26 protein-coding genes are annotated in these 25,162 nt (G+C 70.4%); 14 read left to right on the top strand and 12 right to left on the bottom strand.

The window, feature by feature from the left end:
- Positions 1-24: 24 nt before the first annotated feature.
- The gene (locus tag BR31_RS0112540; RefSeq protein WP_027501277.1) at positions 25-984 is read right to left on the bottom strand and encodes an N-acetylglutamate synthase, CG3035 family; all 960 of its coding nucleotides are present in this window, start codon (positions 982-984) and stop codon (positions 25-27) included.
- On the bottom strand, positions 977-1,567 hold the full coding sequence (locus BR31_RS0112535) for a peptide deformylase (RefSeq protein WP_027501276.1): 591 nt from the start codon (positions 1,565-1,567) through the stop codon (positions 977-979). Before BR31_RS0112535 ends, BR31_RS0112540 begins: the two co-directional genes overlap by 8 nt.
- 215 nt (positions 1,568-1,782) lie before the next feature.
- Between BR31_RS0112535 and BR31_RS0112530 the strand changes: the two genes are divergently transcribed.
- From BR31_RS0112530 to BR31_RS0112500, 7 genes are all read left to right on the top strand, one after another.
- Positions 1,783-2,109 carry a nucleoid-associated protein NapA gene (locus BR31_RS0112530; protein WP_027501275.1) on the top strand — a complete coding sequence of 109 codons (327 nt, stop codon included), beginning with the start codon at positions 1,783-1,785 and terminating at the stop codon, positions 2,107-2,109.
- A 38-nt stretch (positions 2,110-2,147) separates the two neighbouring features.
- The gene (locus BR31_RS0112525) at positions 2,148-2,732 is read left to right on the top strand and encodes a LytR C-terminal domain-containing protein (protein ID WP_027501274.1); all 585 of its coding nucleotides are present in this window, start codon (positions 2,148-2,150) and stop codon (positions 2,730-2,732) included.
- A gap of 80 nt (positions 2,733-2,812) precedes the next feature.
- Positions 2,813-3,529, top strand: a complete 717-nt coding sequence (sodC, locus tag BR31_RS0112520) for a superoxide dismutase[Cu-Zn] (RefSeq protein WP_027501273.1) — start codon at positions 2,813-2,815, stop codon at positions 3,527-3,529.
- A 111-nt stretch (positions 3,530-3,640) separates the two neighbouring features.
- The gene (locus BR31_RS0112515; RefSeq protein ID WP_027501272.1) at positions 3,641-4,765 is read left to right on the top strand and encodes a glutamate--cysteine ligase; all 1,125 of its coding nucleotides are present in this window, start codon (positions 3,641-3,643) and stop codon (positions 4,763-4,765) included.
- Positions 4,766-4,857: 92 nt separating this feature from the next.
- Positions 4,858-6,129, top strand: coding sequence for a phosphatase PAP2 family protein (locus BR31_RS0112510; protein WP_027501271.1), 1,272 nt, complete (start codon positions 4,858-4,860; stop codon positions 6,127-6,129).
- 180 nt (positions 6,130-6,309) lie between these two features.
- Complete coding sequence (locus BR31_RS32205) at positions 6,310-7,494, top strand: hypothetical protein (protein ID WP_156042455.1); 1,185 nt, start codon at positions 6,310-6,312, stop codon at positions 7,492-7,494.
- Between the two features lie 97 nt (positions 7,495-7,591).
- On the top strand, positions 7,592-7,810 hold the full coding sequence (locus BR31_RS0112500; RefSeq protein WP_027501270.1) for a DUF2510 domain-containing protein: 219 nt from the start codon (positions 7,592-7,594) through the stop codon (positions 7,808-7,810).
- A gap of 83 nt (positions 7,811-7,893) precedes the next feature.
- On the opposite strand, the gene mnhG is transcribed toward BR31_RS0112500, so the two are convergent.
- Genes mnhG through BR31_RS0112470 form a run of 6 tightly spaced genes read right to left on the bottom strand, consistent with a single transcriptional unit; the run spans position 7,894 to position 14,104 of the window.
- On the bottom strand, positions 7,894-8,232 hold the full coding sequence (mnhG, locus tag BR31_RS0112495; protein WP_027501269.1) for a monovalent cation/H(+) antiporter subunit G: 339 nt from the start codon (positions 8,230-8,232) through the stop codon (positions 7,894-7,896).
- Positions 8,229-8,489: a monovalent cation/H+ antiporter complex subunit F gene (locus BR31_RS0112490; RefSeq protein WP_027501268.1), complete on the bottom strand. Its 261-nt coding sequence runs from the start codon at positions 8,487-8,489 to the stop codon at positions 8,229-8,231. The genes mnhG and BR31_RS0112490 overlap by 4 nt, the downstream gene beginning before the upstream one ends.
- The gene (locus tag BR31_RS0112485; protein WP_027501267.1) at positions 8,486-9,073 is read right to left on the bottom strand and encodes a Na+/H+ antiporter subunit E; all 588 of its coding nucleotides are present in this window, start codon (positions 9,071-9,073) and stop codon (positions 8,486-8,488) included. Before BR31_RS0112485 ends, BR31_RS0112490 begins: the two co-directional genes overlap by 4 nt.
- Positions 9,070-10,698 carry a Na+/H+ antiporter subunit D gene (locus BR31_RS0112480; RefSeq protein ID WP_027501266.1) on the bottom strand — a complete coding sequence of 543 codons (1,629 nt, stop codon included), beginning with the start codon at positions 10,696-10,698 and terminating at the stop codon, positions 9,070-9,072. Before BR31_RS0112480 ends, BR31_RS0112485 begins: the two co-directional genes overlap by 4 nt.
- Positions 10,695-11,279 (bottom strand): Na(+)/H(+) antiporter subunit C, encoded by a 585-nt coding sequence (locus tag BR31_RS0112475; protein WP_027501265.1) that lies wholly within the window; start codon positions 11,277-11,279, stop codon positions 10,695-10,697. The genes BR31_RS0112480 and BR31_RS0112475 overlap by 4 nt, the downstream gene beginning before the upstream one ends.
- On the bottom strand, positions 11,276-14,104 hold the full coding sequence (locus BR31_RS0112470) for a Na+/H+ antiporter subunit A (protein WP_027501264.1): 2,829 nt from the start codon (positions 14,102-14,104) through the stop codon (positions 11,276-11,278). Before BR31_RS0112470 ends, BR31_RS0112475 begins: the two co-directional genes overlap by 4 nt.
- 186 nt (positions 14,105-14,290) lie before the next feature.
- On the opposite strand from BR31_RS0112470, the gene BR31_RS0112465 reads away from it, so the two are divergent.
- The 4 genes from BR31_RS0112465 to BR31_RS0112450 all read left to right on the top strand — a co-directional run bounded on the left by BR31_RS0112465 (position 14,291) and on the right by BR31_RS0112450 (position 17,866).
- A complete protein-coding gene (locus BR31_RS0112465; protein WP_027501263.1) occupies positions 14,291-14,698 on the top strand; it encodes an NUDIX hydrolase in 408 nt (135 codons plus the stop codon).
- Positions 14,699-14,701: 3 nt separating this feature from the next.
- Positions 14,702-15,292: an ASCH domain-containing protein gene (locus BR31_RS0112460; protein WP_027501262.1), complete on the top strand. Its 591-nt coding sequence runs from the start codon at positions 14,702-14,704 to the stop codon at positions 15,290-15,292.
- 44 nt (positions 15,293-15,336) lie between these two features.
- Positions 15,337-16,956 (top strand): GMC oxidoreductase, encoded by a 1,620-nt coding sequence (locus BR31_RS0112455; RefSeq protein WP_037176429.1) that lies wholly within the window; start codon positions 15,337-15,339, stop codon positions 16,954-16,956.
- A 70-nt stretch (positions 16,957-17,026) separates the two neighbouring features.
- The gene (locus BR31_RS0112450) at positions 17,027-17,866 is read left to right on the top strand and encodes an O-methyltransferase (RefSeq protein ID WP_081830437.1); all 840 of its coding nucleotides are present in this window, start codon (positions 17,027-17,029) and stop codon (positions 17,864-17,866) included.
- 15 nt (positions 17,867-17,881) lie between these two features.
- Here BR31_RS0112450 and BR31_RS0112445 read toward each other — a convergent pair whose 3' ends face one another.
- Together BR31_RS0112445 and BR31_RS0112440 are read right to left on the bottom strand one after the other, a co-directional pair.
- Positions 17,882-18,661, bottom strand: coding sequence for a patatin-like phospholipase family protein (locus BR31_RS0112445; protein WP_027501259.1), 780 nt, complete (start codon positions 18,659-18,661; stop codon positions 17,882-17,884).
- Positions 18,662-18,792: 131 nt separating this feature from the next.
- Positions 18,793-20,289, bottom strand: a complete 1,497-nt coding sequence (locus BR31_RS0112440) for a DHA2 family efflux MFS transporter permease subunit (RefSeq protein ID WP_027501258.1) — start codon at positions 20,287-20,289, stop codon at positions 18,793-18,795.
- 157 nt (positions 20,290-20,446) lie between these two features.
- Here BR31_RS0112440 and BR31_RS0112435 point away from each other — a divergent pair, with 157 nt between their 5' ends.
- The 3 genes from BR31_RS0112435 (at position 20,447) to BR31_RS0112425 (ending at position 22,344) form a co-directional block, all read left to right on the top strand.
- Positions 20,447-21,103 (top strand): TetR/AcrR family transcriptional regulator, encoded by a 657-nt coding sequence (locus BR31_RS0112435; protein WP_027501257.1) that lies wholly within the window; start codon positions 20,447-20,449, stop codon positions 21,101-21,103.
- A gap of 471 nt (positions 21,104-21,574) precedes the next feature.
- Entirely contained in the window at positions 21,575-21,934 is a 360-nt protein-coding gene (locus BR31_RS0112430) for a CorA family divalent cation transporter (protein ID WP_027501256.1), read from the top strand.
- Between the two features lie 41 nt (positions 21,935-21,975).
- The gene (locus BR31_RS0112425) at positions 21,976-22,344 is read left to right on the top strand and encodes a magnesium transporter CorA family protein (protein WP_027501255.1); all 369 of its coding nucleotides are present in this window, start codon (positions 21,976-21,978) and stop codon (positions 22,342-22,344) included.
- 89 nt (positions 22,345-22,433) lie between these two features.
- Here the strand turns inward: BR31_RS0112425 and BR31_RS0112420 are convergent, their stop codons facing one another.
- Entirely contained in the window at positions 22,434-23,747 is a 1,314-nt protein-coding gene (locus tag BR31_RS0112420; protein WP_027501254.1) for a hypothetical protein, read from the bottom strand.
- Positions 23,744-25,153: a hypothetical protein gene (locus tag BR31_RS28385; RefSeq protein ID WP_037176427.1), complete on the bottom strand. Its 1,410-nt coding sequence runs from the start codon at positions 25,151-25,153 to the stop codon at positions 23,744-23,746. The genes BR31_RS0112420 and BR31_RS28385 overlap by 4 nt, the downstream gene beginning before the upstream one ends.
- Positions 25,154-25,162 lie beyond the last annotated feature (9 nt).

Below are 25,162 nucleotides of genomic sequence, written 5' to 3'. Positions count from 1 at the left end.
CGTCGTCGGTGGACACTCGTGTGGCTACCAGGCGGTGCCGGGCGCCGCCGCGTAGCGGTACCGGTGGTGGTCGAGCATCCCCATCGTGCGGTACAGGGCGATCGCCGCCTCGTTGTCGGCCACCACCTGGATGTACGCGTGCGTCGCGCCCAGGTCCCGGCCCCAGCGGATCATCTCCGCGCAGATCAGCATCCCGAGCCCGCGCCTGCGGTGGGCCGGCGCCACCTCCACCGCGCTCAGGCCGACCCAGCGTCGCCCGTCGGGTGCCTCGGTCACGGCGGCGCGCGCGATGGCGAGCAGCTCGGTGCTCGGGCTGCCGAGCCTGCCGAAGCCGAGCTCGCCGTCGCTGACGGCGCCGAGCACGTCGGGCGCGCAGTCCGGTAGCCGTTTCCCGTTGTTGTCGTACAGCGGCAGCCACTGATCGTCGGGTTCGCCGGACACGGTGACGAGCGAATCGCCTTCGGGCAGGGTGAGGTTCGCGATCTCGGCGGCCATCACCAGCACCTCGTCCGAGGTCTCCCAGTCGGCGGGGGCGTTGCCGAGGCCATCCGGCAGCAGCAGTCGCAGCGGCTGATCGCGGTCGGCGTACCACTTCTGCAGGCGCTCGAGGGTGTCGCCGCTGTAGAGGTCGCCGATGCGGTCGGCCTTGCCGAGGGGAGTGGCGGAGTTGGCGCGGCCGGTGAAGCCGCCGCCGGACCGGGCCAGCCAGCCGTTGATCCAGCTCTGTTCGAGGCCGGGCCAGCCGTCGGCGGCGGCCAGCTCGAGCGCGCGGATCTCCCGGCTCAGGATCGGTCGGGCCCCGATCGACTTGAGCGCGACGACCTTGTCGGGGACGACCTGGACCACCCGTCCGTCCGGGGCGCGGACCACGACGGCGGGTGTGAGCGACACCAACTCCCCGATGATGTCGGTCAGGGGCTGTGGGTAGCCGGGCGGCAATTTGTATCGCAACACCACCCGGCTACCGAGCACGATGTCAGTCATCGTGGCCGAACGGATCCTCGACCGTGCCCGGAACCCAGCTCTTGCCCGGGACGCCCCAACCGGCACGCTTGATGGTCTTCTTCGCGGCCCTGGCGTTACGGCCGATCAGCACGTCGACGTAGAGGAACCCGTCGAGGTGGCCGACCTCGTGCTGGAGCATCCGGGCGAAGAACCCGGTGCCCTCGATCTCCACCGGCGAACCGTCGGCCTCGGTGCCGGTCACCTTCGCCCAGTCGGCGCGCCCGGTCGGGAACTGCTCGCCGGGAACGGAGAGGCAGCCCTCCTCGTCGTCGTCGGGGTCCGGCATCGTCTCGGGGATCTCCGAGGTCTCGAGCACCGGGTTGACCACGGCGCCGCGACGACGGATCGAGTTCCCGGCGCCGTCGACGTCGGGGCAGTCGTAGACGAACAGTCGCAGCGGGACACCGACCTGATTCGCCGCCAGACCGACGCCGTTCGCGACGTCCATCGTCTCGTACATGTCAGCGATCAGCTCGGCGATTTCCGCCGGCGATTCGGTGACGGGCCGCGTGGGCTCGTGGAGCACCGGATCGCCCACGATCCGGATCGGAAGTATTGCCATTCGAGCAAGGATAGTGGGGCGCCCCGGCGCGACGCGCCAGCACCGCAACCAGGCCGCGCCCGTGCGGATCATGGTTGAATAATCTTCGGGAAGAACAGATATGTAATTCGTTGCCCGGTAATCGTGAAGCCAGCCGGGTCGTCGGGGAACTTTGGTTTCGATGCATCACGCGAGAGCAGTGGCGTTGGGCGAGAGCTCGAAGTTGAGGGAGTGAGATGGACGGGGCAGCGGCGCGTAACCGGAATTCCGAGCAGACCGACCCGCAGGACGCGAATGCGATCGGCGAGGACGGACTGACCCGCCGCGACCACGACATCCTGTCCTTCGAGCGCCAGTGGTGGAAGTACGCGGGCGCCAAGGAAGAGGCCATCAAGGAACTCTTCGACATGTCCGCCACCCGCTATTACCAGGTGCTGAACGCGCTGGTCGACCGCCCCGAGGCCCTCGCAGCCGACCCGATGTTGGTCAAGCGGCTGCGCCGGTTGCGGGCGAGTAGACAGAAGGCGCGCGCCGCACGTCGCCTCGGATTCGACATCACCTAGGTGTCGGCGGACGTGGCGCGGGCTCTAAGGTCAATCGAGTGAGCACTCCTGAGCAGCCACCGAGTGGACCGCCGCTGCGTGCGTTCGCGATGGTCCTGATTGCGCTCGCGATCGCCTTCGCAGGCATCGGCGCCATGGCGCTCTCCGGAAACGATTCCGAGCCCGAGCAGCAGCAGCCCGAGACCACCTCCAGCGTGGCGCGGGTGGCGGCGGGCACAGGGTCCGCCTCGGTCACCTCGGCCCGGCCGCCTGCCGCGGCCACCTCGGCCCGGCCGTCCGCCGCGATCACTCCGACCACCACCACCGCCGCCGCCGCCACGACGACCGCGCCGGTCCTGGACAAGTCGGCGGTGTCGGTCCGGGTGCTCAACAACAGCACGGTCAGCGGCCTGGCCGCGCAGACCGCCAGGACCATCGAGTCGGACGGCTGGACGGTCGGCGAGACCGGCAACTACGCCGACGGCTCCGTCAGTTCGACCACCGTCTACTACTCGGCCTCGTCGCCTGCGGAGAAGGCGGCCGCGACGGAGATCGCCGCGACGCTCGGGGTGTCCGCGGAGCCGCGGTTCCCCGGCATCGTGAGCGCGTCGCCCGGCGTCATCGTGATCGTCACCGCGCCCTAGGTGCGCGCACCTGCGAACGACCGATCCGCGCGCCTGTCTATGATCAGTTCACTTCCAGCCCATCTAGAAGGAGCGGTTTGATGGCCCTGCTTACCCGACGCGACTCGCACACTCCAGTACGCGTGTCCTGGCGCGTCGTCGCCCCGATGGTCGCGATCGCGGCCGTTGGCCTCACCGCGTGCTCCAACGGCCAGGAGCCGAGTGATGTCCCCGGCACCACCCCTCCGGTGTGGACGGGAGCGTCCGCTCCGGGCCACGGCTCGGCGGAGGGCGGCCACGGATCGGCGGCCGAGGAAGGTGCGATCGACGTCGAGCTCAAGGACGCGAAGGGCGCCGAGGTCGGCACCGTTCGGTTCACCGAGGGTGACGGCTTCGTCCAGGTCTCGGTCGAGGCCAAGCACCTCACCCCCGGCTTCCATGGCCTGCACATCCACGAGGTCGCCAAGTGCGAGGCGAACTCGGTGGCGCCGTCCGGCGGCGCGCCCGGCGACTTCCTTTCCGCCGGTGGACATTTCCAGGCGGAGGGTCACACCGGACATCCCGCGAGCGGCGACCTGACCTCGCTGCAGGTGCGCGAGGACGGCACCGCGGAGTTGGTCACCACCACCGACGCCGTCAGCCTCGAGGACCTGCGCAACCACGGCAAGGGCACCGCGATCGTCGTGCACGCGAACGCGGACAACTTCGCCAACATCCCGAACCGGTACACCCTCCCGGAGAACGCTCCTGTGCCGGACCAGACCACGCTGGCCACCGGTGACGCGGGCGGCCGCGTCGCCTGCGCCGTCATCGAATAGGCACCGAACCCCTCGACGACCCCTCACCGCCACGGTGGGGGGTCGTTGTGCTGCGCCGGGGCCCGGTCCCGGTGCGGGCGGTGGTCCGATCGCTGTGGTTGGATTCGCAGTGTGGGAGTCCACTTCGCCGGTTCGCCCCGGCCGACAATCGGCGTCGAGTGGGAGATCGCCCTGGTCGACAAGGCCACCCGCGATCTCTCGAACACCGCGGGACTGATCTTCGACGCGGCGCACTCCCTCGCGGGCGGTGAGTCGCCCCGCCTGCACAAGGAGTTGCTCCGCAACACCGTCGAGCTGGTCACCGGGATCTGCGACACCGTCGGCGAGGCGATCGACGACCTGAGCGAGACCCTGCACCTGGTGCGCCGGGTCGCCGACCCGATCGGTGTCGACCTGTTCTGCGCGGGCACCCACCCGTTCGCCGAGTGGTCCACCCAGCAGCTGACCCGCAGCCCGCACTACGACGAGATGATCGAGCGCACCCAGTGGTGGGGACGCCAGATGCTGATCTGGGGTGTGCACGTGCACGTCGGGATCTCCTCGGCCGACCGGGTATTCCCGATCCTCAACGCCCTGCTAGTGAAGTACCCTCACCTGCTTGCGCTTTCGGCCTCGTCGCCGATGTGGACAGGCGTGGACACCGGATACGCCAGCAACCGCGCGCTGATGTTTCAGCAACTGCCGACGGCCGGCCTGCCGTTCCAGTTCGAAACCTGGTCGCAGTTCGAGGGATTCGCCCACGACCAGCTCAAGACCGGTGTCATCGACAAGCTCGGTGGGCTGCACTGGGACATCCGGCCCGCACCGCAGTGGGGCACGATCGAGGTGCGCGTCTGCGACGGCATCTCCACCAGGACCGAGCTGGGCGCGATCGTCGCCCTCATCCACTGCCTGGTGGTGTACTTCGACCGTAGGCTCGATGCGGGCGAGGAGCTGCCGGGCATGCCGCCGTGGCACGTGCAGGAGAACAAGTGGCGGGCCGCACGGTACGGGCTCGACGCGGAGATCATCCTCGACGCCGACAGCAACGAGCGGCTCGTCACCGACGACCTCGACGATCTGCTGGAACAGCTGATGCCGGTGGCGAGATCGCTCGGCTGCGCCGACGAACTGGCGCGGGTGGCCGACATCCCGCGGCGCGGCGCGTCCTACCTCCGTCAGCGCCAGGTCGCCGCGTCCTCCGGCGGTGACCTGACGCTCGTCGTCGATTCGCTGGTGAACGAGCTCGACACGTAAGGCCGCGTTCACGCTCCGTTTACTATGGACCGGTGCTGATCAACGACTCGCCGGTCTCCGGGACCGGTCGCCTCTCGTTGCGGTCGCACCCCATCCTCATCTCGGCAGGCATCCTCCTGGTCGCGGGCCTGATCGCCCTGCAACTGGTCGCGATGCGAAACGGTTTCGAGGGCCCGCTGCACAGCCTGGCCAAGGATTTTGTCGGCACCCCCAAGTCGATGTCGCTGCCGTGGGCGGGATTCGCGCTCGCTCTGGTCGGCCTCACGAACCCGCAGCGGATCCGCGCGCTGGCCGCCGCGGTCGCCCTCGACCTGATGTTCGCGGTGGGCCGGTTGCTCGTCGGTGGGCCTTTCGCCATTGGGAACGGCCCCACCCTCGTGCTGACCGGGATCGGGCTCTACGCGGCGGTGGCATGGACCGGCGAGCAGCGGCGTAGCGCGCTGCGCGGGGTCGGGCTCGGCGCGCTGTTGATCCTGGCCACCAAGGTCGGCGACGTCTGGCTGCAGATCACGGTGCTGACCCGCCCGCTGGTGCTCGATGAATACGTGCAGCTGGCGGACCGGGCGCTTGGCAATCCGTCCTGGGTGATGGGCGGGGTGGTCGATGCGCTCGGCAGCGTCGGCTACGGGGTGCTGCACTGGGTGTACATCGAGCTGCCGGTCGCGGCGATCGTCGTCGCCCTGTATCAGCTCCGCAACGGCTGGCCGTCGCACTACCTGGTGCGCACCTTCCTGCTCATCGGGTTGATCGGTCCGCTGTTCTACGTGCTCTTCCCGGTGGTGGGCCCGGACTTCGCGTTCGGCACCGCGGGCGAGGGCTCGCAGCTCGGCAACTACTGGCCCGCCGTGGTGCCCGATGTCGTCGACCCGGCGGCGATCCCGTTCGACACCCCGGCGCCGCGCAACTGCATGCCCAGCCTGCACACCGCATGGGCGCTGGCGATCTTCATCCATTCCAGGGGCGGCCCGCGGTGGCTGCGCTGGGGCGGCGCCTTCTGGCTGGTGTGCACGCTGATGGCCACCCTCGGGTTCGGCTACCACTACGGCGTCGACCTGGTCGCGGGCGTCGTGCTGTGCCTGACCCTCGAGTCCGCGCTGCGGGACCCGGAGCGGGGCTGGGGGTGGTTCCGCGTGCGGCTCGTGGTCGGCGGGGCTGTCGCGTTCGCCGCGCTGCTGGCGGGCTACCGGTACCTGGCGGTCGAGATCGCGGAGTACCCACTGTTCTTCGGTCCGCTGATCCTCGGCATCATGGGCGCGGTGGTGGTCGCGTTCCATGCGAGCTTCTTCGCGGCGCCCGGGTCCGCGCTCGGTCGGTGGGGCGGACGGGTCGAGGCCGCCCCGGTTCCGGTGCGCGCCGCTGCCTAGCGGAAGCCGCTCGGCGGGTCCGAACCGCGCCGCTGGCGGGGTACGGCTGCACGCCTCGGGGTCGGTCCGCTACGGTGACCTCGATTCGACGGACTGAGTGAGGAATTCGGCGGGCCGCAACCACAGGCGTCCCTTCCGGTAACCCGCGAGCCACTGTCGACGGGAAACGGTGGAGGACGCGTGCGGGAGTCAGTGGGAGTGACGCTCGGCAAGGAGGGCGTGCGGGCGGTCCTCATCGATACCGACGTACCCGGCCTCGGGCCGGTGGACAGCCGATTCGAGGATCGAGCCGGAGACGATGTCGGGCAGGCGGTATGGGCCACCGAACAGATGGTGGACCGGGCCAGGCGCATCGGACTGGACCCGACGGCGGTCGGGATCGTCGCCGCAGACCCGGCTGCGGCGGACGCGATCAAGGCGAAGCTGGGCAGCGGCGGCGTTCCGGCCGTCACGGTGGTCGGTGCGGCCGAGGCCCGGCTGGCCTTCCTGCGCTCGATACCCGAGTTGGCAGGCGCCCGTACCGCTCTCGTCCTGGCCGAGTGGCCCGGTGAGGTCCTCGCCCACGCGGTCGACCTGCGGTCCGGTGTGGCGCAGGCCGGCGGCCAGCGGGTGACCGCGGGGACGTTCTCCGAGGTGTCCTTCACCACCGCGCTGCTGGAGGACATGCGGTCGGGTGTGCCGCGCGGCCGAGTTGCAGTCGTCGTGCTCGGGATCCGGCCGTCCGAGACGAGCGTGATCCGTTCCGCGGCCGGTGCGCTCGGCCTGGCCGCCGTGGTTCCGTATGCCGGCCGGTGGCATCTGGCGACAGGCGCCGCGATCAGCGCTGCGGAGGGCCAGACCTCCGCGCCTGCCGCGTTCGCGGCGGCGGCGCCGGGGGAGGCGAAGGCACTGCCAAAGGGTCGGCTGCTGGCAGGAGCGGCCGCGGTCGTCGCCGTCCTGGTCGCCGGACTCGCGGCCGTGCTGGTGTCGCCAGCGCCGACGTCGACGCAGGGACCGGTCGCGCCGGCCACGCCCGAGCGCAGCGACGTCTCCGAGTTGAACTCTCCCGCCCTCCCCGGCGACCCGTGCGCGCGGGCCGGCGCGCCGAGACCCACCACCGAGCCGGCCGCCTGGCGCGCGGGCGGGCTCAGCTATTCGGTGCGGTTGGTCAGCGACCCAGACCCCTCACAGCCCGATCCGGCGGACCTGCCTGCGCCCCACAAGCCGCGGGCGTCCACGGCACCGGGCGCTCCGGGCGCTCCGGGTGCCCCGGGAACGCCCGGTGCGCCCGGCGCCCCTGGTGCGCCGGGAACTCCGGGTGCGCCGGGTGCGTCGGGTGCGCCGGGTGCGTCGGGAATCTCGCCTGCCGACCCGTGTGGTCGCTGACCCGGGCTTGAACTACGCCGCGAGCCAACCGTTTTCGTATGTCGGGTCTGAAGACTCGGATGACTGGATTGTCGGGTTCGTCTGATATCTCTTATGTATGAATGCTCCCGGGTGGTACCCGAACCCTGACGGTTCCGGCTCGCAGCTGTACTGGGATGGGCAGGCCTGGCAGCAAGCCGCATCCGTCGAAGCGCCCAAGAAACGGAAGGGCAGCGTCTGGAATGTCGTCGGAGTCCTGATCGCGGCCGTGGTCGGCATGATGCTTGCCAACGCAATCCTCGGCGGCGAAGGCATCGGGCAGTTCATCGGGCAGTGACCGAGTCGTGGGTCAGTCGGCCCAGCGGTCGCTCCGTGGCTGAAATCGGCTTGCGGATGGTGGTCCGGGCTCCGGGGACTGAGCTACTCCCGGCCCTCTCGGTCCAGATCGCCGACGATGCCGAGCCCGTCGCGGCTGCGCTGTTCGCGGTAGGCCACCCGGCCGACCGTGTGCGCGATGACCGGCGCGGTCAACAGCGTGAACAACCCGACCAACACCAGCATCCAGATGTCGACGTTGCCGCGCAGTCGGATCACCGCCCCGATCAGCACCAGCACCAGGCCGATCACCTGGGGCTTGGTCGCAGCGTGCATGCGGGAGAGGGTGTCAGGGAAGCGCACGATACCGATGGCGGCGGTCATGGCGAGCAGCGCGCCCAGCAGGATGAGCACGGCGGCGACGACCTCGAGCACGGTGTTCACTGGTCGTCACGCACCCGGAACCGTGCCACGCTGACCGAGCCGACGAAGCCGACGAGGGAGAGCGCGACGATGGCGGGCACCAGCGTGGTGTCGAGGCTGTAGGCAGCCCACACCGCGAGCCCGCAGATGGCCACCGCGACCAGGGTGTCCATCGCGACCAGGCGGTCCAGCGTGGACGGCCCGTCGAGCAGTCGGTACGAGGTCATCACGGCGGCCACCGAGAGCATCACCCCGGCGATCACGAGCACTGTCGTCACGGCAGATCCTTTCGGTCGGTGTGCCCCGGCGCCGAGGGGTCGAAGACGGGATTGTCCACGTGCCACGGGGACGGCTTCCACTCCTCGTCGCGCTCGAACGAGGCGATGAACAGCCGTTCCAGCTGCCGCACGGTCCGGTAGAACTGGTCGACGGCCCTGTCGGTGCCCACGTCGAGCACGTGCACGTACACCATCCGCTTGACCTGGTCGACCTCCAGCACCATGGTGCCGGGGATCAGGTTGAGCACGTCGATGCACAGGGTCAGCACCAGATCGGATTTGATGGCCAACCGGGCGCGCAGCACCCCGGTCACCGGGGGCGGACCGGGGCGCACGGCCAGCCAGGCCACCTGCGCGCTCGACTGCGCCGCGTACACGATGCAGAGCCCGACCAGCTTCACGATCGACCACAGGTGGATCCGGCCCTCGACCGGGACCCGCGGCAGCGGGAGGAGCACCATGATCAGCACCCCCACGGCCAGGCCGCCCAGGATGTTCGCGACGCTGATGTTGCCCCACAACAGGATCCACACGGCGGTCAGCCACACCAGGACCCCGGCGCGCAGTACCCGTTCCCTGTTCATCGCGTACCCCCCGTCGCGGCCGCCTGCTCGGCGTACCCGGGCCCGAGCACGGCGTCGATGTAGATGGAGCGGTCCCGCAGGTCCGCGGCCGCACGGTCGGTGATCGCGATGAACTGGCCCGCGAACACGGTCAGGGCCAGGCCGACCACGACCACGCCGATCGTGGGGATCAGCATCAGGGCGGGCATCCTGCCGACGTCGGCGCGGTCGTCGAAGGCGATGTCCTCCTCGGACTCGTCGATCAGGGCGGACGGGCTGACGTCGGCGAGGTCGCCCTCGGGGGCGTCGGCGCGCGAGCGCCAGAACGCCTTCGTCCAGACCCGGGCCACCACGTACAGGGTGAGCAGGCTCGTGACGGTGCCGCCCGCGACCAGCACCCAGGACAACGCGCTCGGGTGGGCGACGCCCGCCTGCAGCAGGGCGACCTTCCCGATGAAGCCGGAGAACGGCGGGATGCCGGCCAGGTTCAGCGCGGGCACCAGGAACACCAGCGCCAGCACGGGGCTCGCCGCGGCGAGACCGCCGAGCCTGCGCAGCGAGGACGACCCGGCCTGCCGCTCGATCAGGCCGACCACCAGGAACAGCGCGGTCTGCACGATGATGTGGTGCGCGACGTAGTAGATGGCGCCGGACAGGCCCTGCTGGGTGGACAGGGCGATGCCGAACACCATGTAGCCGATGTGGCTGACCAGGGTGAACGAGAGCAGCCGTTTGATGTCGCTCTGCGCGATGGCACCGAAGATGCCGACCAGCATGGTGAGCAGGCCGCAGATCATCAGCACGTTGTCGAGCTCGCCCTGCGGGAACAGCAGGGTGTGCGCCCGGATGATCGCGTAGACGCCGACCTTGGTCAGCAGGCCCGCGAACACGGCCGTGACCGGGGCGGGCGCGGTCGGGTACGAGTCCGGCAGCCAGGTGGAGAGCGGGAACACCGCGGCCTTGATGCCGAACGCGACCAACAGCACGCCGAAGACCGCGGTCCTGGTGCCGACCGGGATGCCGTCGAGCCGGGTGGCCATCTGGGCCAGGTTCAGGGTGCCGGTCGCGCCGTATGCGAGGGCGATGCCGACCAGGAAGATCAGCGAGGACACCATCGAGACCATCACATAGGAGACCCCGGCGCGCACCCGGTCGGCGCTGGCCCCGAGGGTCAGCAGCACGAACGACGCGGCGAGCAGCACCTCGAACCCGACGTACAGGTTGAACAGGTCGCCCGCCAGGAACGCGTTGGAGATGCCCGCGGTCAGCGCCAGGTAGGTGGGCAGGAAGATCGACACCGGCTGTCGTTCGGTGCCGTCGTGGATGCCCTGCCCGACCGCGAACCCCATGACGGCGAGCAGGACGATGCTCGAGACCACGAGCATCACCGCCGACAGCTGGTCCACCACCAGGGTGATGCCGATCGGCGAGTCCCAGCCGCCGACCTGCAGCGTGGCGATGCCGTCCCGGTCGGTGAGGTACAGCAGCAGGCAGGCGACGACCAGGCCGATCACGAGCGCGGACATGGTGATCGCGCGCTGGAACCGCGGCCTGCGGCCGCCGACGAGGGTGACCGCCGCGGCCAGCATGGGCACCAGCACGGGTAGCGGCATCAGGGTCTGGATCAGGTCGGGGGACAGGGTCATTCGCGATCACCGCCGGGAACCCGGATCGGTCCGTCGCCGTCCGGGTCGAACTCGTCGAAGTCGCCCTCGCGCAGGTCCTCGTAGCACTCGAGGTCCTCGAGGTTCTTGAGCTGTTCGAGCGGGATCGGATTGCCCTTGTCGTCGAAGGCGTCGCCGCCGAAGGTGAAGTCGCCGGTGATCGGGTCGTCGGAGCGGTCGTGGTCCGGCGCCTCGGCGGGGCTGCGACGGCGGATGACCTTGGTGTCCTCGGGGTCGTTCTCGACGGCGTCCTTGGTGTTGATCTTGTACGACCGGTAGGCCAGCGCCATCACGAACGCCGCGATGCCCATGGTGATCACGATCGCGGTCAGGATCATCGCCTGCGCCAGCGGGTCGGCCATGGTGTCGTACACCGCGTTCGTCCGCCCGACGATGGGGGCGCTGCCCGGCGGCCCGCCGACGGTGAGGATGAGCAGGTTGACGCCGTTGCCGAACAGCAGCAGCCCCAGCAGCATCTTGGTGATGCTGCGCTCGAGCAGCAGGTACACCCCGCAGGCGATCAGCACGCCGACGATGACGAGGATGCCGAAGTTCGCGCTCATCGGGCATTCACCTCGACCTCCGCGTCCAGGCGCGCGCCGAGGCTGCGCAGCACGTCGAGCACGAGTCCGACGACGATGAGGTACACGCCGAGGTCGAAGAAGATCGCGGTCACCATCTTGATGTGGCCGAGCAGCGGCAGAGTGACCTCCAGGGTCGCGGAGGAGAGCGCGGGGGCGCCGAGGAACAGCGAGGCCAGCGCGGTGCCCGCGGAGAAGATCAGGCCGAGGCCGAGGATCTTTCCCGCGTCGATGGGGACCGTCTCGCCGAGCTCGTAGCGGCCGCCTGCCAGGTACCGGAGCACCAGCGCCAGGCCCGCGGTGAGCCCACCCGCGAAGCCGCCGCCGGGGGCGTTGTGTCCGGAGAAGAAGAAGTACACGGACAGCACCATCATGGTCGGGAAGATCATCCGGGTGGTGATCTCCAGGACCAGCGACCGGTGCCGGGGGTCGATCAGGTCGCCGCCACGTAGCCAGGTGGTCTCCGAGCTCGAGGCGGCCTCCTCGGCTCCAGGCGCGTCGGACACGCGCGGAGCGGTACCGAACCGGCGGGTGCGGAACACCAGCGAAGCGACGCCGGTGGCGGCGACGAGCAGCACCGAGATCTCGCCGAGGGTGTCCCAGGCACGGATGTCGACCAGCAGCACGTTCACCACGTTCTTGCCGTTGCCGAGGGTGTAGGCGGCCTCGGGCAGCTGCAGCGAGATCGGCGCGGTGTTGCGGGCGTTCATCGCGTACGCGCCGAGCGCCGTGACGGTGGCGCCGACCGCGGCGCCGAGCAGGGCGCGCGGCGCCTTGAAGCCGACGGACTGGCGCTCGTCGGTCTCGGCGGGCAGCTTGCGCAGCACCAGCACGAAGATCACCAGGGTCAGCGTCTCCACCAGGAACTGGGTCAGGGCCAGGTCCGGCGCGCCGTCGAGGGCGAAGATGACGCCGCAGCCGTAGCCGCCGACGCCGACCAGGATGACGCTGGCCAGGCGGTTGCGCATCACGGTCGCGGCGAGCGCGGCGGCGATCATGATCAGCCCGACCGCGAACTGGATCGGAGACTCCCACAGCCGCAGCCGGACCCCGGTGTCGGTGTTGAGCACCAGCAGGATCGTCGGCAGCAGCACCAGGGTGACGAGGATGGACGCCTGCGTCAGCGGCAGCGAACCGCGCTGGGTGGTGCCGGTGAGCTTGATCGAGATCGTGTCCATGGCGCGCAGGGTGGCGTCGTACACGCGGTCGGCGTTGCCGAGCGGCGGATGCTCGAAGCGCAGCCTGCTGACCCAGCGATGCGCGACGAACAGCACCGCGCCGCAGCCGATCACCAGGATGGTCAGGTACAGCGGCAGGCCGAAACCGTGCCACAGCGCGAGGTGGTAGTCGGCGTGGCCGCCCGCGGGCAGCGTCTGCGCGTAGGGGCTGAGCAGGCGGTCCATCACCGGCGCCGCCAGGCCGGCGGCCAGTCCGCCGACGGCGAGCAGGGCGGGGACGAACAGGAACAACGGGCCCGCGGCGTGCATGCCCTGCACGGCCGGGCTCGGCCGCTTCAGCTGCTTGCGGCCGAACGCGCCCCAGATGAACCGGATGCTGTACGTCACGGTCAGGATCGAACCGGCGACGACCGTCGCGAGCACCAGGGTCCGCACGGGCGGGCTCAACGCGTCGGTGGTGGCGATCGCCTCGAGGGCGCCCTCCTTGCCGACGAAGCCGAGGAACGGCGGCAGCCCCGCCATGCTGGCGGCGGCGAGGACCGCGATGACGCACAGCGCGGGGGCGGCCTTGCCCAGGTGGGCCAGCTTGCGGATGTCGCGGGTACCGGTGGTGTGGTCGATGACGCCGACCACCATGAACAGTGCGGCCTTGAACATCGCGTGCGCGACCACCATGGTGATGCCCGCCAGCGCGGCGTTCCTGTCGCCGATGCCGACCAGGGTGATGAGGAAGCCGAGCTGGCTGACGGTGCCGAAGGCGAGGATCAGTTTCAGGTCGAAGGCCCGCAGCGACCGCCAGCCCGCGAGCAGCATCGACGCCAGCCCGAGTGTGATCACGGTGACCCGCCACGGCGCGGAGTCGGCGAACCCGGGCGCGAGCCGGGCGACGAGGTAGATGCCCGCCTTCACCATCGCCGCCGCGTGCAGGTAGGCGCTGACCGGTGTCGGGGCGGCCATCGCGCCGGGCAGCCAGAAGTGCATCGGGACGATCGCGGACTTCGACAGCGCGCCGATGAGCACGAGCACCACACCGACCCCGGCGAGCCAGCCGCCGGGCGGGTCCGCGAGCAGGTCGGAGATCAGGTAGCTGCCACCGACCTGGCCGAGGATGAGGAAGCCGACCAGCATCGCGAGGCCGCCCGCGGTGGTCACCAGCAGCGCCTGGGTGGCGGCCCTGCGGCTCGACGCCCGCTCCGCGTAGTGCCCGACCAGCAGGAACGAGAGCACCGTGGTCAGTTCCCAGAAGGTGTAGAGGATGAGCATGTTGTCGCTGGTGACCAGGCCGAACATGGCGCCGGCGAACGCGACCATCTCGGCGGCGAAGATGCCGAGGCGGGGCTCGTCGTCGGTGAAGTAGCGCGAGCAGTAGACGAGCACGAGGCTGCCGATCCCGAGGATCAGCGCGGACATGATCGCGGCGAGGGCGTCGAAGCGCATGTCGATGTCCATCGACAGCCCGGGTGCCCACTGGATGTGCAGGCTCTGCTGGGTGCCCCAGTTCTTGATCACCCAGCCGAGGCTCGCGAGCGGCACCAGCGACAGCGGGAGGAATGCGTTGCGGCCCATCGCTCGCACCACAAGCGGCGCCAGGACGGCGGCGACGGCGTGGGCGATCAGGACAGCAAGCAAAGGGCACTCCGTCGTTTGTCGTGTGCGGCGGCGGGGTGTCGGTACGCCCGGAGGTATCCGGGAGTCTGTGTCCGAGTTTAGTGGATGCCCCGTGTCCGAACGCAGGCGGCTTCGCCGCCCGTGAGTCTTTTGCGTCGCCCCGCGGGCCAGAAGGACTCACGGGCCGAAGGCGCATATCCTCAGGCAATGGCCGAGATCAGGACCGTCGCCCTCGCCCACATCAGGGACCGCCGGATGCTGCAGGCCCGCTCTGCGGGCAAGTCGGCCTTCTACATGGCCGGCGGCAAGATCGACCCGGGCGAAACCCCGGAAGAGGCGCTGCACAGGGAGATTCGCGAGGAGCTCGACGCGGGCGTCGTCGAGGGCACGCTCAGCACGCTCGGCGTGTTCGAGGCGGAGGCGTTCGGGCATCCGGCCGGGACCCGGCTGCACATGACGTGTTTCCTCGCGGACCTGACCGACGAGCCGACCGCGACGAGCGAGATCGCCGAGCTCCGGTACTTCACCGTCGACGAGTACGCGGCGATGCCGGAGACCGCGCCCGGCTCGCGGCTGGTGTTCGAGCGACTGCAGGCGCTGGGCCTGGTGGACTGAGCCGTGATCTTCACCGCGGCGCACCTCGAGGGCATCAGGTCCGGCGCGGTGACGCTCGCGTTCCGGCGGTGGGACCGGCCGCGGGTGCGGGCGGGATCGAGCCAGCGGACCGCGGTGGGGGTGATCGCGTTCGACGCGGTCGAGGAGATCGTGCCGATGGAGGTGACGGACGCCGACGCCGAGGCGGCCGGGTTCCCCTCGGCCGAGAAGATGCTCGCCTTCGTGGACAAGAAGGCGCACGGTCCCATCCTGTACCGGATCGCGCTGCGCTACGGCGGCGCCGATCCGCGGCAGGCACTGCGGGAGAACGCCGATCTGTCGGTGGCCGAACTCGAGAAGCTGCGGCGGCGGCTGGCGCGGATGGACGCCAACGGGGCCTGGACTGAGGCCACCCTGCGCCTCATCGGCGAACGGCCGGCGGTGGTCTCGACCGAGCTGGCGGAGGCGATGTCGATGGAGCGGCAGCCGTTCAAGATCCGGGTGCGCCGGCTCAAGGAACTCGGGCTTACCGAGAGCCTGGAGGTCGGTTACCGGCTGAGCCCGCGGGGCAGGCGGGTGCTCGACACCGTCTTCGCCGACGGCGCGGGCGCCTGACGATTCCCCCTCCCGCCCGCGGCCTGGAGGACTAGATTCCGGAGATGGACTCGCCTCGCTTGTCCCGCCGTACCGTTCTGCGCGGTGCCGCGCTCGGCCTCGGCGCCGCGGCGCTCGGTCCGCTCGCCACTCACACCGCCGCGGCGCAGGCCGCGCCGCCGGGTGGCAAGACCGCGATCGTCGTCGGCAGCGGCTTCGGCGGCGCGGTGGCAGCCCTGCGGCTGGGCATGGCGGGCATCGAGACCACGGTCCTCGAGCGCGGCAGGCGCTGGCCGATCGATCCGGCGGGCAACACCTTCGCCACCCTGGACGCGCCGGACGGCCGCGCGTCCTGGCTGCACGACCGGCCCTACATCAACCCGCTGACCCAGCTGCAGCCGATCCAGCGCTACGTCGGCGTCGTCGACGAGGTGAGGGGCAACGGCATCAACTCGGTCTACGGCGCGGGCGTCGGCGGCGGGTCGCTGGTGTTCGGCACCTACACCCCGCAGCCGCGGCGGCGGGACTTCGAGCAGGTCTTCCCTCGGCAGATCGACTATGGCGAGCTGGACCGGGTGTACTACCCGCGGGCGCGGGCCTCGCTCGGCACCTCACCGCTGCCTGCCGACCTGCTCGCCCACCCCGCCTACAAGGGCGCGCGGGCCTGGCTTGCCGACGTCGCGGATTACGGCGGCCAGCCGTCCTTCCACGACTTCTGCGTCGACTGGGACCTGGTGCGCGCGGAGCTGGCCGGGACACGGCGCCCGTCGGTGACCGTCGGGGAGGGCCCGTACGGCATCAATTCCGGGGCGAAGAACAGCGTCGATCACAACTACCTGCCCAGGGCCGAGGCGACCGGCAACGTCACGGTGCTGCCGCTGCACGAGGTCGTCGAGATCCGGGAGACGCAGGGGCGCAGCGGCTTCGAGGTCACCGTCAAGCGCATCGACGAGTACGGGACCGTCCTCGAGCACAAGCGCCTGGTGGCGGACCACCTCTTCATGGCGGCAGGCTCGTTCTACACCAGCGCGTTGCTGGTGACCGCGAAGGCGAAGGGGGCGTTGCCGAGGCTGAACGAGCACGTGGGCAAGGGCTTCGGCAACAACGGCGACTTCCTCATCTCGCGCACCCTGACCCGCCGCGAGTACGGCGCCAAGCAGGCCGGGCCAGGCGTCGCGGCCCTCTACGACGACGACACGCCGGACGGGACCGTCGCGATGTCGTGGCAGGCGGCGCCGTTCCCGGAGATCGCGGGCGGTAACACCAGCACCAACCTGATCCAGCTGATCACCGCCGAGCGGGGCTCCATCGACTACAACCCCGCGCTCGGGCGCGCCGAACTCAACTACCCGCACGGCGAGGCCGACAGCGATGTCGACGCCCGTGGGCGGCGGTTCGCAGGCCGGTTCCACGATCGCGCCGATGTGGCGCACGGGTACCCGGCGAACGGCATCCCGGTGTACCCGCGGCTCGCCGGATTCGGCAGCGCGGCGACCTTCCACGGCCTCGGTGGCATGGTGATGGGCCGGGCGTGCAGCTACGAGGGCCGGGTCGCCGGCTACGACAACATGTACGTCGTCGACGGCTCCCTGATCCCCGGTTCCACGGCGCTGGTGAACCCCTCGCTGACGATCACCGCGGTCGCGGAGCGATGCATGGACCATTTCCTGGCCGCCAACGGGTGAGGGCACGGGCGGTTGCCGAGTGCCGCCGCGGGGTCGACGATTGGACGAGGGGACCGGCGAAGGGGAAGCGATGACGTCGAGATCGGTAGCGTTGGCGACGTTCGCCGCCGCCTTCGTCGGCGCGGCGGTCATCGCCAACCGGCTGGCGGGAAAGCCCGTGCCGTTCCTGCGGTGGTCGGTGATCCGGTTCGCGCTCGGTGCCAGGCGCCTGCTCGGCGAGGGGCAGGTCGGCGACGGGCGGGAGGAGGCGTTGGCCGCGTACGTGACGGCGACGGCCCGTCGCGGGGACATCGACGACGTGATCCGCGTCATCGACGACTTCGCGCACACCAGGAGCTTCCTGATGAACGTCGGCGACGAGAAGGGCGAGATCCTGGACGCGGCGGTGCGGCGCGCCCGGCCCGCCCTGCTGCTCGAGCTCGGCACCTACTGCGGGTACAGCGCGTTGCGGATGGCGCGGGTGATGCCGCCGGACGCCACGGTCTGCAGCGTCGAGATCAACCCGGCGAACGCGGCGATCGCCCGGCGGATCTGGGAGCACGCGGGGGTTGGTGAGCGCATCACGTCGGTCGTCGGGTCGATCGGAGACGGCGGGACGACGGTGGCACGGCTGCGGGACGAGTACGGCATCGACACCGGCACAGTCGATTTCGTGTTCATCGACCACCTCAAGAGCGCCTACCTGCCGGACCTGCTCCGCATCGTGGACGAGGGCTGGTTGCACCCCGGCAGCCTGGTGGTCGCGGACAACGTCAGGTTCCCCGGTGCCCCCGACTACCTCGCCTACATGCGCTCGGAGGAGGGCGGGCGGTGGCGGTCGACGGAGCACTACACCCACGTCGAGTACCAGCGGGTGCTCAGGGACCTGGTGCTCGAGTCCGAGTTCTGCGACGACCTCGCCGCCCGGTGAAACGGGGCAGACCGCTCAGCCCTGCCAGGGGCCACCGATGCGGTCTGCGGCAGGCGCCGCCTGCCGCAGGCCGGCCTCGAAAGCCGTCTCCCATGCCGACATGTCGTGCAGGTTCGGGCCGAAGGCGTCCAGGGCGGCTCGATCGGGGGCGATGCTGAGAGGGGCGCCGCTGGGGTAGAGGTGACCCAGCGGCTCGAGGACGACCACCGTGTCCGCGTCCGCCACCAGGTCCGCATCGGATCCGGCGCGGAAGGCGCCGTCCATGTAGCGGCGGCCGTTGATCGTGATCGGCGGGTAGAGGCCGGGCACCGCATAGCTGGCGGCGACGGCCTGCAGCAGCGAGGCGTCCCCGTGTCGGTCCCAGACCGCGGGTTCGCCCGATTCCGTGTCGACCGCGGTGATCAGGAGGCGCTGTTCGGGCCAGTCGCGGGCGGTGATCAGGGTGGCCGTTCGGTCGAGATGGGTCTGCTCGGAGGGCACGTCGGCGGTGAGGGCGATCCGCCCGACCCGATGCAGCTTCTCGCCCTGCTCCAGCGCGGGGTCGTTGAGGGTCGCGAGCACCTCGGCAAGCCTGCGGGGATCGGCGGCACCGTTCCCGGATCTGGTGCGGGTGGCCAGGCGGTCCGGGTCCTGGCCGGTGGCGAGCATCGCGCCGACGATGGCGCCCGCCGAGGTGCCGATGATGACGTCGGCCTCGGTCAGGTCCACGCCCGCCCCGCGAAGACCGACGGCCAGTCCGGCCAGCCACGCCGTGCCGACGACACCGCCGGGACCGAGTATGAGTGCACGTTGCATGGGGACGATCTTGCTACCTCGACCGCGGCTGAGGTCAAGGCGCGCTGGCAGATTCGCGTTCGGCTCGGGCGCACGGTGACCACGCCACGGGAGTGTGGCGTGGTCACCGGCGTCAGCGTCGGGCGTCTGGCTCAGTGCGCCATGGCCGGCTGACCGCCCTCGGCCGGGGCAGGCAGCAGGCCGCGGGGGAGCAGGAACGCCGAGATCGCCGCGCCGACCACGAAAATCGCTGCGGCCCACCAGAAGGTCGTGGTGTAGCTGTGCACGGCGGCGAGGGCGGCATTCTGCGGTGACGGCACCCGGCCGTCCATGAAGCCCGTGGCCGCGGTCGCGGCGACGGTGCTCAGCAGGGCGGTGCCGATCGACCCGCCGACCTGCTGCATGGTGTTCACCGTCGCGGAGGCGACGCCGGCGTCGTCCGGGTCGACGCCGGTGATGGCGCCCTGCATGCCGGGCGCGAACACCATGCCCATGCCGAGGCCGAGCAGCACCAGCCCGGGCAGGATGATCGTCGCGTAGGCGGTGTCGACGTCGATCTGCGCGAGCACCGCCAGCCCGACGGCCGCGACGATCAGGCCGGTCGTGATCAGGACCCGCGGCCCAACCCTCGGCAGCAGCACGGCGGTGGCCGTGGTCGCGGAGGTCACCATGCCTGCGACCATCGGCAGGAAGGCCACACCGGTGACGATCGGCGTGTACTGCAGCACCGTCTGCAGGTAGAAGGTGAGGAACAGGAACACCGCGAACATGCCGGAGCCGGTGATGAACATCGCCAGGTACGACCCGCCGCGGGTGCGGTCGAGCACGATCCGGAGCGGGAGCAGCGGGTGGGCGACGCGCGTCTCGATGACCACGAACACCGCGAGCAGGAGGGCGCCCGCGACCAGCCAGGCGATCGTCATCGGGTCGGACCAGCCGTCGGACTCGGCGTGTGAGAACCCGTAGACGATGCCGAAGAGGGCGGCGGAGACCGTGATGGTGCCCGGGATGTCGAGCTTGGGCCGGTGCTCCGACCGGTGCGGGGCGATCATGAGGACCGCGCCGACCAGCGCCACGGCGGCGAACACGAGGTTGACGTACAGGCTCCAGCGCCACGACGTCCACTCGGTGAGGACCCCGCCGAGCAGCAGTCCGACCGCGCCGCCCGCGCCCGCGACCGCGCCGAAGACGCCGAACGCCTTGGCCCGCTCGTCGGGCTTGGTGAATGTGGTCGCCAGCAGCGACAGTGCCGCGGGCGCGAGCAGGGCCGCGAAGACGCCCTGACCGGCGCGCGCGGCCACCAGCATCGGGAAGTTCACCGCAGCGCCGCCGAGCGCGGACATGCCCGCGAAGCCGACGAGGCCGATGACGAAGGTGTTCCTGCGCCCGAACAGATCGCTGAGCCGGCCGCCGAGCAGCAACAGGCTGCCGAACGCGAGCGCATAGGACGTGACCACCCACTGCCGGTCCGCGTCGGAGAAGCCGAGATCCTGCTGCGCCGCCGGCAGCGCGATGTTCACGATGGTCGCGTCGAGCACCACCATCAGCTGGGCCAGACCGATGACGGCCAGGATCAGCCAGCGCAGTCGGTGCTCCCGTGTCGTGTCTCCTGGCCCGGTCTGCGGGCGATCGATCGTGGTCGTGGTCATGAGCGAGCCTCGCCTCGTGGAGTGGTGGAGGTTGAAGTGGAGGAGTAATCTCCACTTAGGGAACGGTAGCACTAAGCGGAGGAGATGTCTCCACTTAATTTCCCGGCTACGGCAAACGCCCTGATGACGGATTTCGGGAATGGCAGAATCGACGATTGTGAGTACCGCCCCAGCAGCACGACCATTGCGCGCCGACGCCGAACGCAACCGACGCAAGATCCTCGACGCCGCGATGGAGCTGTTTGCGAGCCGCGGCATCGACATCACCCTCGACGACGTCGCCCGGCACGCCAAGGTCGGAGTCGGCACCGTCTATCGGCGCTTCACCTGCAAGCAGGAGCTGGTCGACGGTGTCTTCGAGCAGAGCATGGACCAGATCGCCGGGGCGGCCGAGGAGGCGCTGCGGCGCGAGGACCCCTGGTCCGCGCTGGTCGACTTCATCGGGCTCACCAGCGAATGGATGTCGCTGAGCAGGGGTCTCGGCGATGTCTTCTTCACCAACGACGAGGGTCGTGAGCAGGTCGCGTGCGCGCGGCAGCGGATCACGCCTGCGATCCAGCAGCTCGTCGACCGGGCGAAGGATGCGGGCGCGTTGCGCCCCGAGATCCAGGTCAACGACCTGTTCGCGGTCAGCTGCATGCTCGATGCGGTCATCGACTTCAACCGGCCGGTCTCGCCCGAGACCTGGCGCCGCTACCTCGCGCTCGTGCTCGACGGGATGCGCGCCGACGGGGCCGAGCGGGCGCCGCTGCCGCTGGCGCCGCTGACTGACGAGCAGGTGGAGGCGGCCAAGACCGCCCGCGCCCGCGGCTGATTTTGTCATCGCATTACTCTTCGTTTACCGTGGCTGAGGCGCGGGGACGAGCCCGCGCCCTCGACGTGCGGGAGGTGGTAGGCGTGCCTGGTCCGAGACCCGTGGCGCACACGTCACCGATCCCGCTCGACGCCCTGCAGTAACGCGCCGGTGCCGCATGACGGCACCGTCGGATGCCCTGCGGCATGTCGACTCTCGTGCGAGGCCCGTCCTGCGGACCCATGTGCCTCGCCGATCGGTTGCGCGGCGCTCGCGCCCTCTTTTCTCTAGACCACGCTCTCAACACAGCCATGCGGTCGTGCCTGGGCTTTCGCTCACCCTCGACCGCCGGGCCGTGCGGCCTCGACGCGTGCCGTACCGCCCGACCTCCAGCGAATACGTTCCCATCGAGGCATGCACCGGGGGTGCCCGTGCGCCGGCCTGGCGCGCACCGCGTAGCCCTTCGGGATGCCGCGAAAAGAAGGACTCTTTATGAGCAGCACGATGCCGACCAACGACTACGCGCAGAAGACCGCCGACCCGATGGCGCCGAGCGCCGAGAACGTGGAGCTGCTGCGTGACGTCACCAATGAGCTGCGCGGACTCAACAGAGAGATGGAAGAGATCTGCGAGATCACCCAGGACCAGCTGAAGGTCACCGAGCAGACCCGCCGGGTGACGGCGTGGACGGCGGTCGCGGTGGTGCCCGGTGCCCTCGGGTCGCTGTACGGCTCGAACTTCGAGCACATGCCCGAGCTCCAGTTCTACTACGGCTGGCCGATCTTCCTCTGCGTTCTTGCCTCCAGCGCGCTGGCCACCTACCTCGGGATGCGCCGCAAGGGCTGGCTGTGAGCCGGCAGGCGAGCAGAGAAAGCGCGGAAGGGAGGAAGAGCATGACGAATCACCACATCCCGGCCAGTCTGCGCGGGCTGAGCACCCGCGACCTGGAACAGTGCACGACCGAGGAACTGCGGGCGTTTCTCGCGGGTGTCTGTGAGTACCGGGCGGGGCTCGCGCAGCTGCACCGCAAATCGGTGGACCTGGTCAAGGAGACCAGGCGCCAGCGGGTGGTCTCCGGGTGGCTCGCGGTGGGCATCGTGCCCATCGCGCTCGGCGGGATCTACGCCTCGAACTTCAGCGACTACGGCGGCATGCCGGAAACCAAGTGGCTGTACGGATGGCCCCTCTTCGTCGGGGCACTGGCGACCCTCTGCGGCACCCTGTACCTCGTGATGCGGCGCAGGGGCTGGATGGAGGCCTGACGGAAGGCCGGTTCGCGAGAACCGGTCGCCGCGAATCGCGGTTGTGAGTGCGCCGCATGCTCCTCGCCGATGGCGGGAGCATGCGGCCGCTACGGCGAGGGCGTCGGGTCCCGCCGCCGGAGCCGGTGGGCGGCCTCGGCGCAGGCGAGGATCACCAGCGTCATCGCGAGGCTGAGCGCGAACGGGTCGGGCGGCGTGGATCCGAGCATCCCGCGCGGCAGGTCGTCGAACACGGACAGCTGGTCCCAGTGCACGCTCGAGTTGCTCTGGCCGGCGACGGTCAGCGCGCTGGGGACGAAAAGCACGGACAGGCCGACCGGGATCGACGCAGCGCGGCGGGGAACTGCCGAGGCGAACGCGTAGCCGGCGATCGGCGCCAGCGCGAGGTAGCGGATCGCCTCCACCGCAGATGCATCGTTCGGCCAGACCAGCCCCGCCGCGGCATTGACCGCCAGCAAGACGAGTCCGAGAGTCGGGTTCGCCCAGCGACTTCCGACGGCGGCGCCCGCGAGCAGCAGCGCCAGCATGATCGCGATTCCGATCCACTCGGTGCCGACTCCGACGACGAGGGGTGCGGATGCGGCGAGTGCCGCCGCGGCGGTCAGCAGGAACACCCCGTCGCGGCCGTCGAGCAGGAAGGCCGCGATGACGATCGCCACCATCACCAGTGCGAGCACCGGAGCCGCGACGGACCAGTCGCTGCGGTGCTCGGCGAGAACGGCGTTGGAGGCCAGTCCGGTGACGATGACGATCGCGATCGCGTACAGCGGACGCCGCGAGGCGCCCGCCGGCGCCGTCGCCGAACCCGTCGCGAGCGCGGCGCCCGCCACGCAGCACCCGAGCGCGGGCAGCAGCAGCCACCACGGCGGGTCGGTGACCATGGTTCCCTCGGTGGCGGGGAGGCTGTACGCCGTCCAGCCCTGGTAGTCGGAGGACTGGCCATACGGGATCGGATTCGCGACGAGGTCGGCCAGCAGGAAGGACGCGAACGCCCCCGCGACGAGCGCGGCCGCCGCGTACCTGTCGGCCGCCACCGCGGCGGCGCCGCCCATCGCGATCCCGGCCCCGATCCCGGCCAGGTAGCTGAGCGCGATCAGCCACTCCAGTTGGTGCGCATGGGTGTTCACGAGCGCGCCGACGCTCAGCACCACGAGTCCGGAGCCCGCGACCAGGTAGGCGGCGGCCCGGGAACCCCGCCGCGCCAATGCCCCCGCGACGGCGACCGCCAGCACCAGGCCGACCGCGGCGGCGAGCGGCCGACTGGTCATCAGTTGCCGGAGTTCGCCCTCGGTCCCGGCGATGCCGGTCTGCTCGGCCACCGGAGCGGCGAGGGCCCATCCTGCGGTCGCGGCGACCAGAAACAGCGCGACCGTGTCGAGGACGGCGATCCATCTCCTGCTCATGCGGAGCCCGGCTCGGGGGCGGCCGTCGGCCGGGCCAGCGCACGGACGCCGACCGCGCAGGCCAGCACCGCGATCAGCAGCGCGATGCCCGCGACCCGGTCGTCGTAGGCAGGGATGTCAAAGATGTCGACGAAGCTGCCGCCGGTGAACGTCGGCTCGCGCCTCATCCCCAGCATGGCATCGAACGGCTCATTCATGGGATCGCCAGTGAGGGGCACATATGCACCGTCATACGAACCGCCGTACGCGACCGTGCCGGTGTAGACAGTCGCCGCCGAGTGAAAGACCATGGACACGAACGGGATCCCCAGCCCGACCGCGGCGATGGCCGCGGTGCCGGGCAGCGACGACCCGAACGCCATCCCCGCGCCGACGCCGAGCACGGCCAGCCGCACCAGCAGCATCGGGCCGTCCTGGCCGAGATTCGGCCAGATCGCGCCGACCATCGGGATCAGGGCCACCACGAACAGGCCGCCGATTGTCGACCGCCATGTCATCGACAGGCGCAGGCCGAGCGCCACCGCGACCGCACCCACGAGCACCGCCTGCCAGTGCTCGACGCCGGCGAACGGCCCACCGAGATCCACCAGCACCGGCATCGAGGCCGCCGCGACGCCCGTCGCGGCCAACAGGAATCGGCCGTCGGCGACCTCGATCGTCCGTGCGGCGAACCAGGTGAGCGCGACGACGACCGCCATGGAGAGCCCGATGAGGATCCAGGAGCTGACCCGCGACGTGTAGTCCTGCCGGTCGATCCAGAACAGCAGCGCCCGGTTCGCCAGCGCTATCGACGCCGCGGTCGCGAGCGCGAGGCGGAGCTCGCGTCCGGTGGCCCGCTGGATCCGGGTGGCGCCGTCGGCAACTGCCGCGGCCGCGAGGGCCAGTACGAGAGTCGGGCCGAGCAGCCACCAGGAGGGTTCGCCGATCGAGGACGTGGTCTGCGCGGGGAACACCAGCTCGAAAACGCGCGCGGTGAGAAACGTGCCGAGCACGCCGAGGACCAGCGCGAGCTGCCCGGCCCGCCGTCCCCACACCGCGGCCACCGCCGCGCCGAGGATCACCCCTGCGGCCACCGCCTTGACGTAGTGCACGGCGATCAGCGCGTCGATCGAGCCGATGCCAGGGGTGGTCAGCCGTGCACCGACCAGCACGAGCGTCGCGACGGCCATTGCGATCCAGGCGATCCGCCGGGATCCGTTGCGCTGCAGCAGGGCGTAGGCGAGCACCGCGACGACGGTGCCAACCGCGATCCCGGTCGGCTGACTGGAGAGCCAGCGGCTCAGCTCCCGATCGGACGTGTAGATCGCCCAGCCGCCGCCAGGGGGATTGGTCAACACGAACGCGGCGAGCGCCCCGCTGAACAGGGCGGACAGCGCCGAGAGGACTTCGCGGGGTTCGACGGGCATTTGCCGACG

This window comes from Rhodococcus sp. UNC363MFTsu5.1 (assembly GCF_000686785.1).
GTDB classification, from domain to species: domain Bacteria; phylum Actinomycetota; class Actinomycetes; order Mycobacteriales; family Mycobacteriaceae; genus Rhodococcus_G; species Rhodococcus_G maanshanensis.
This window is presented reverse-complemented; position numbering and strand designations above follow the sequence as displayed.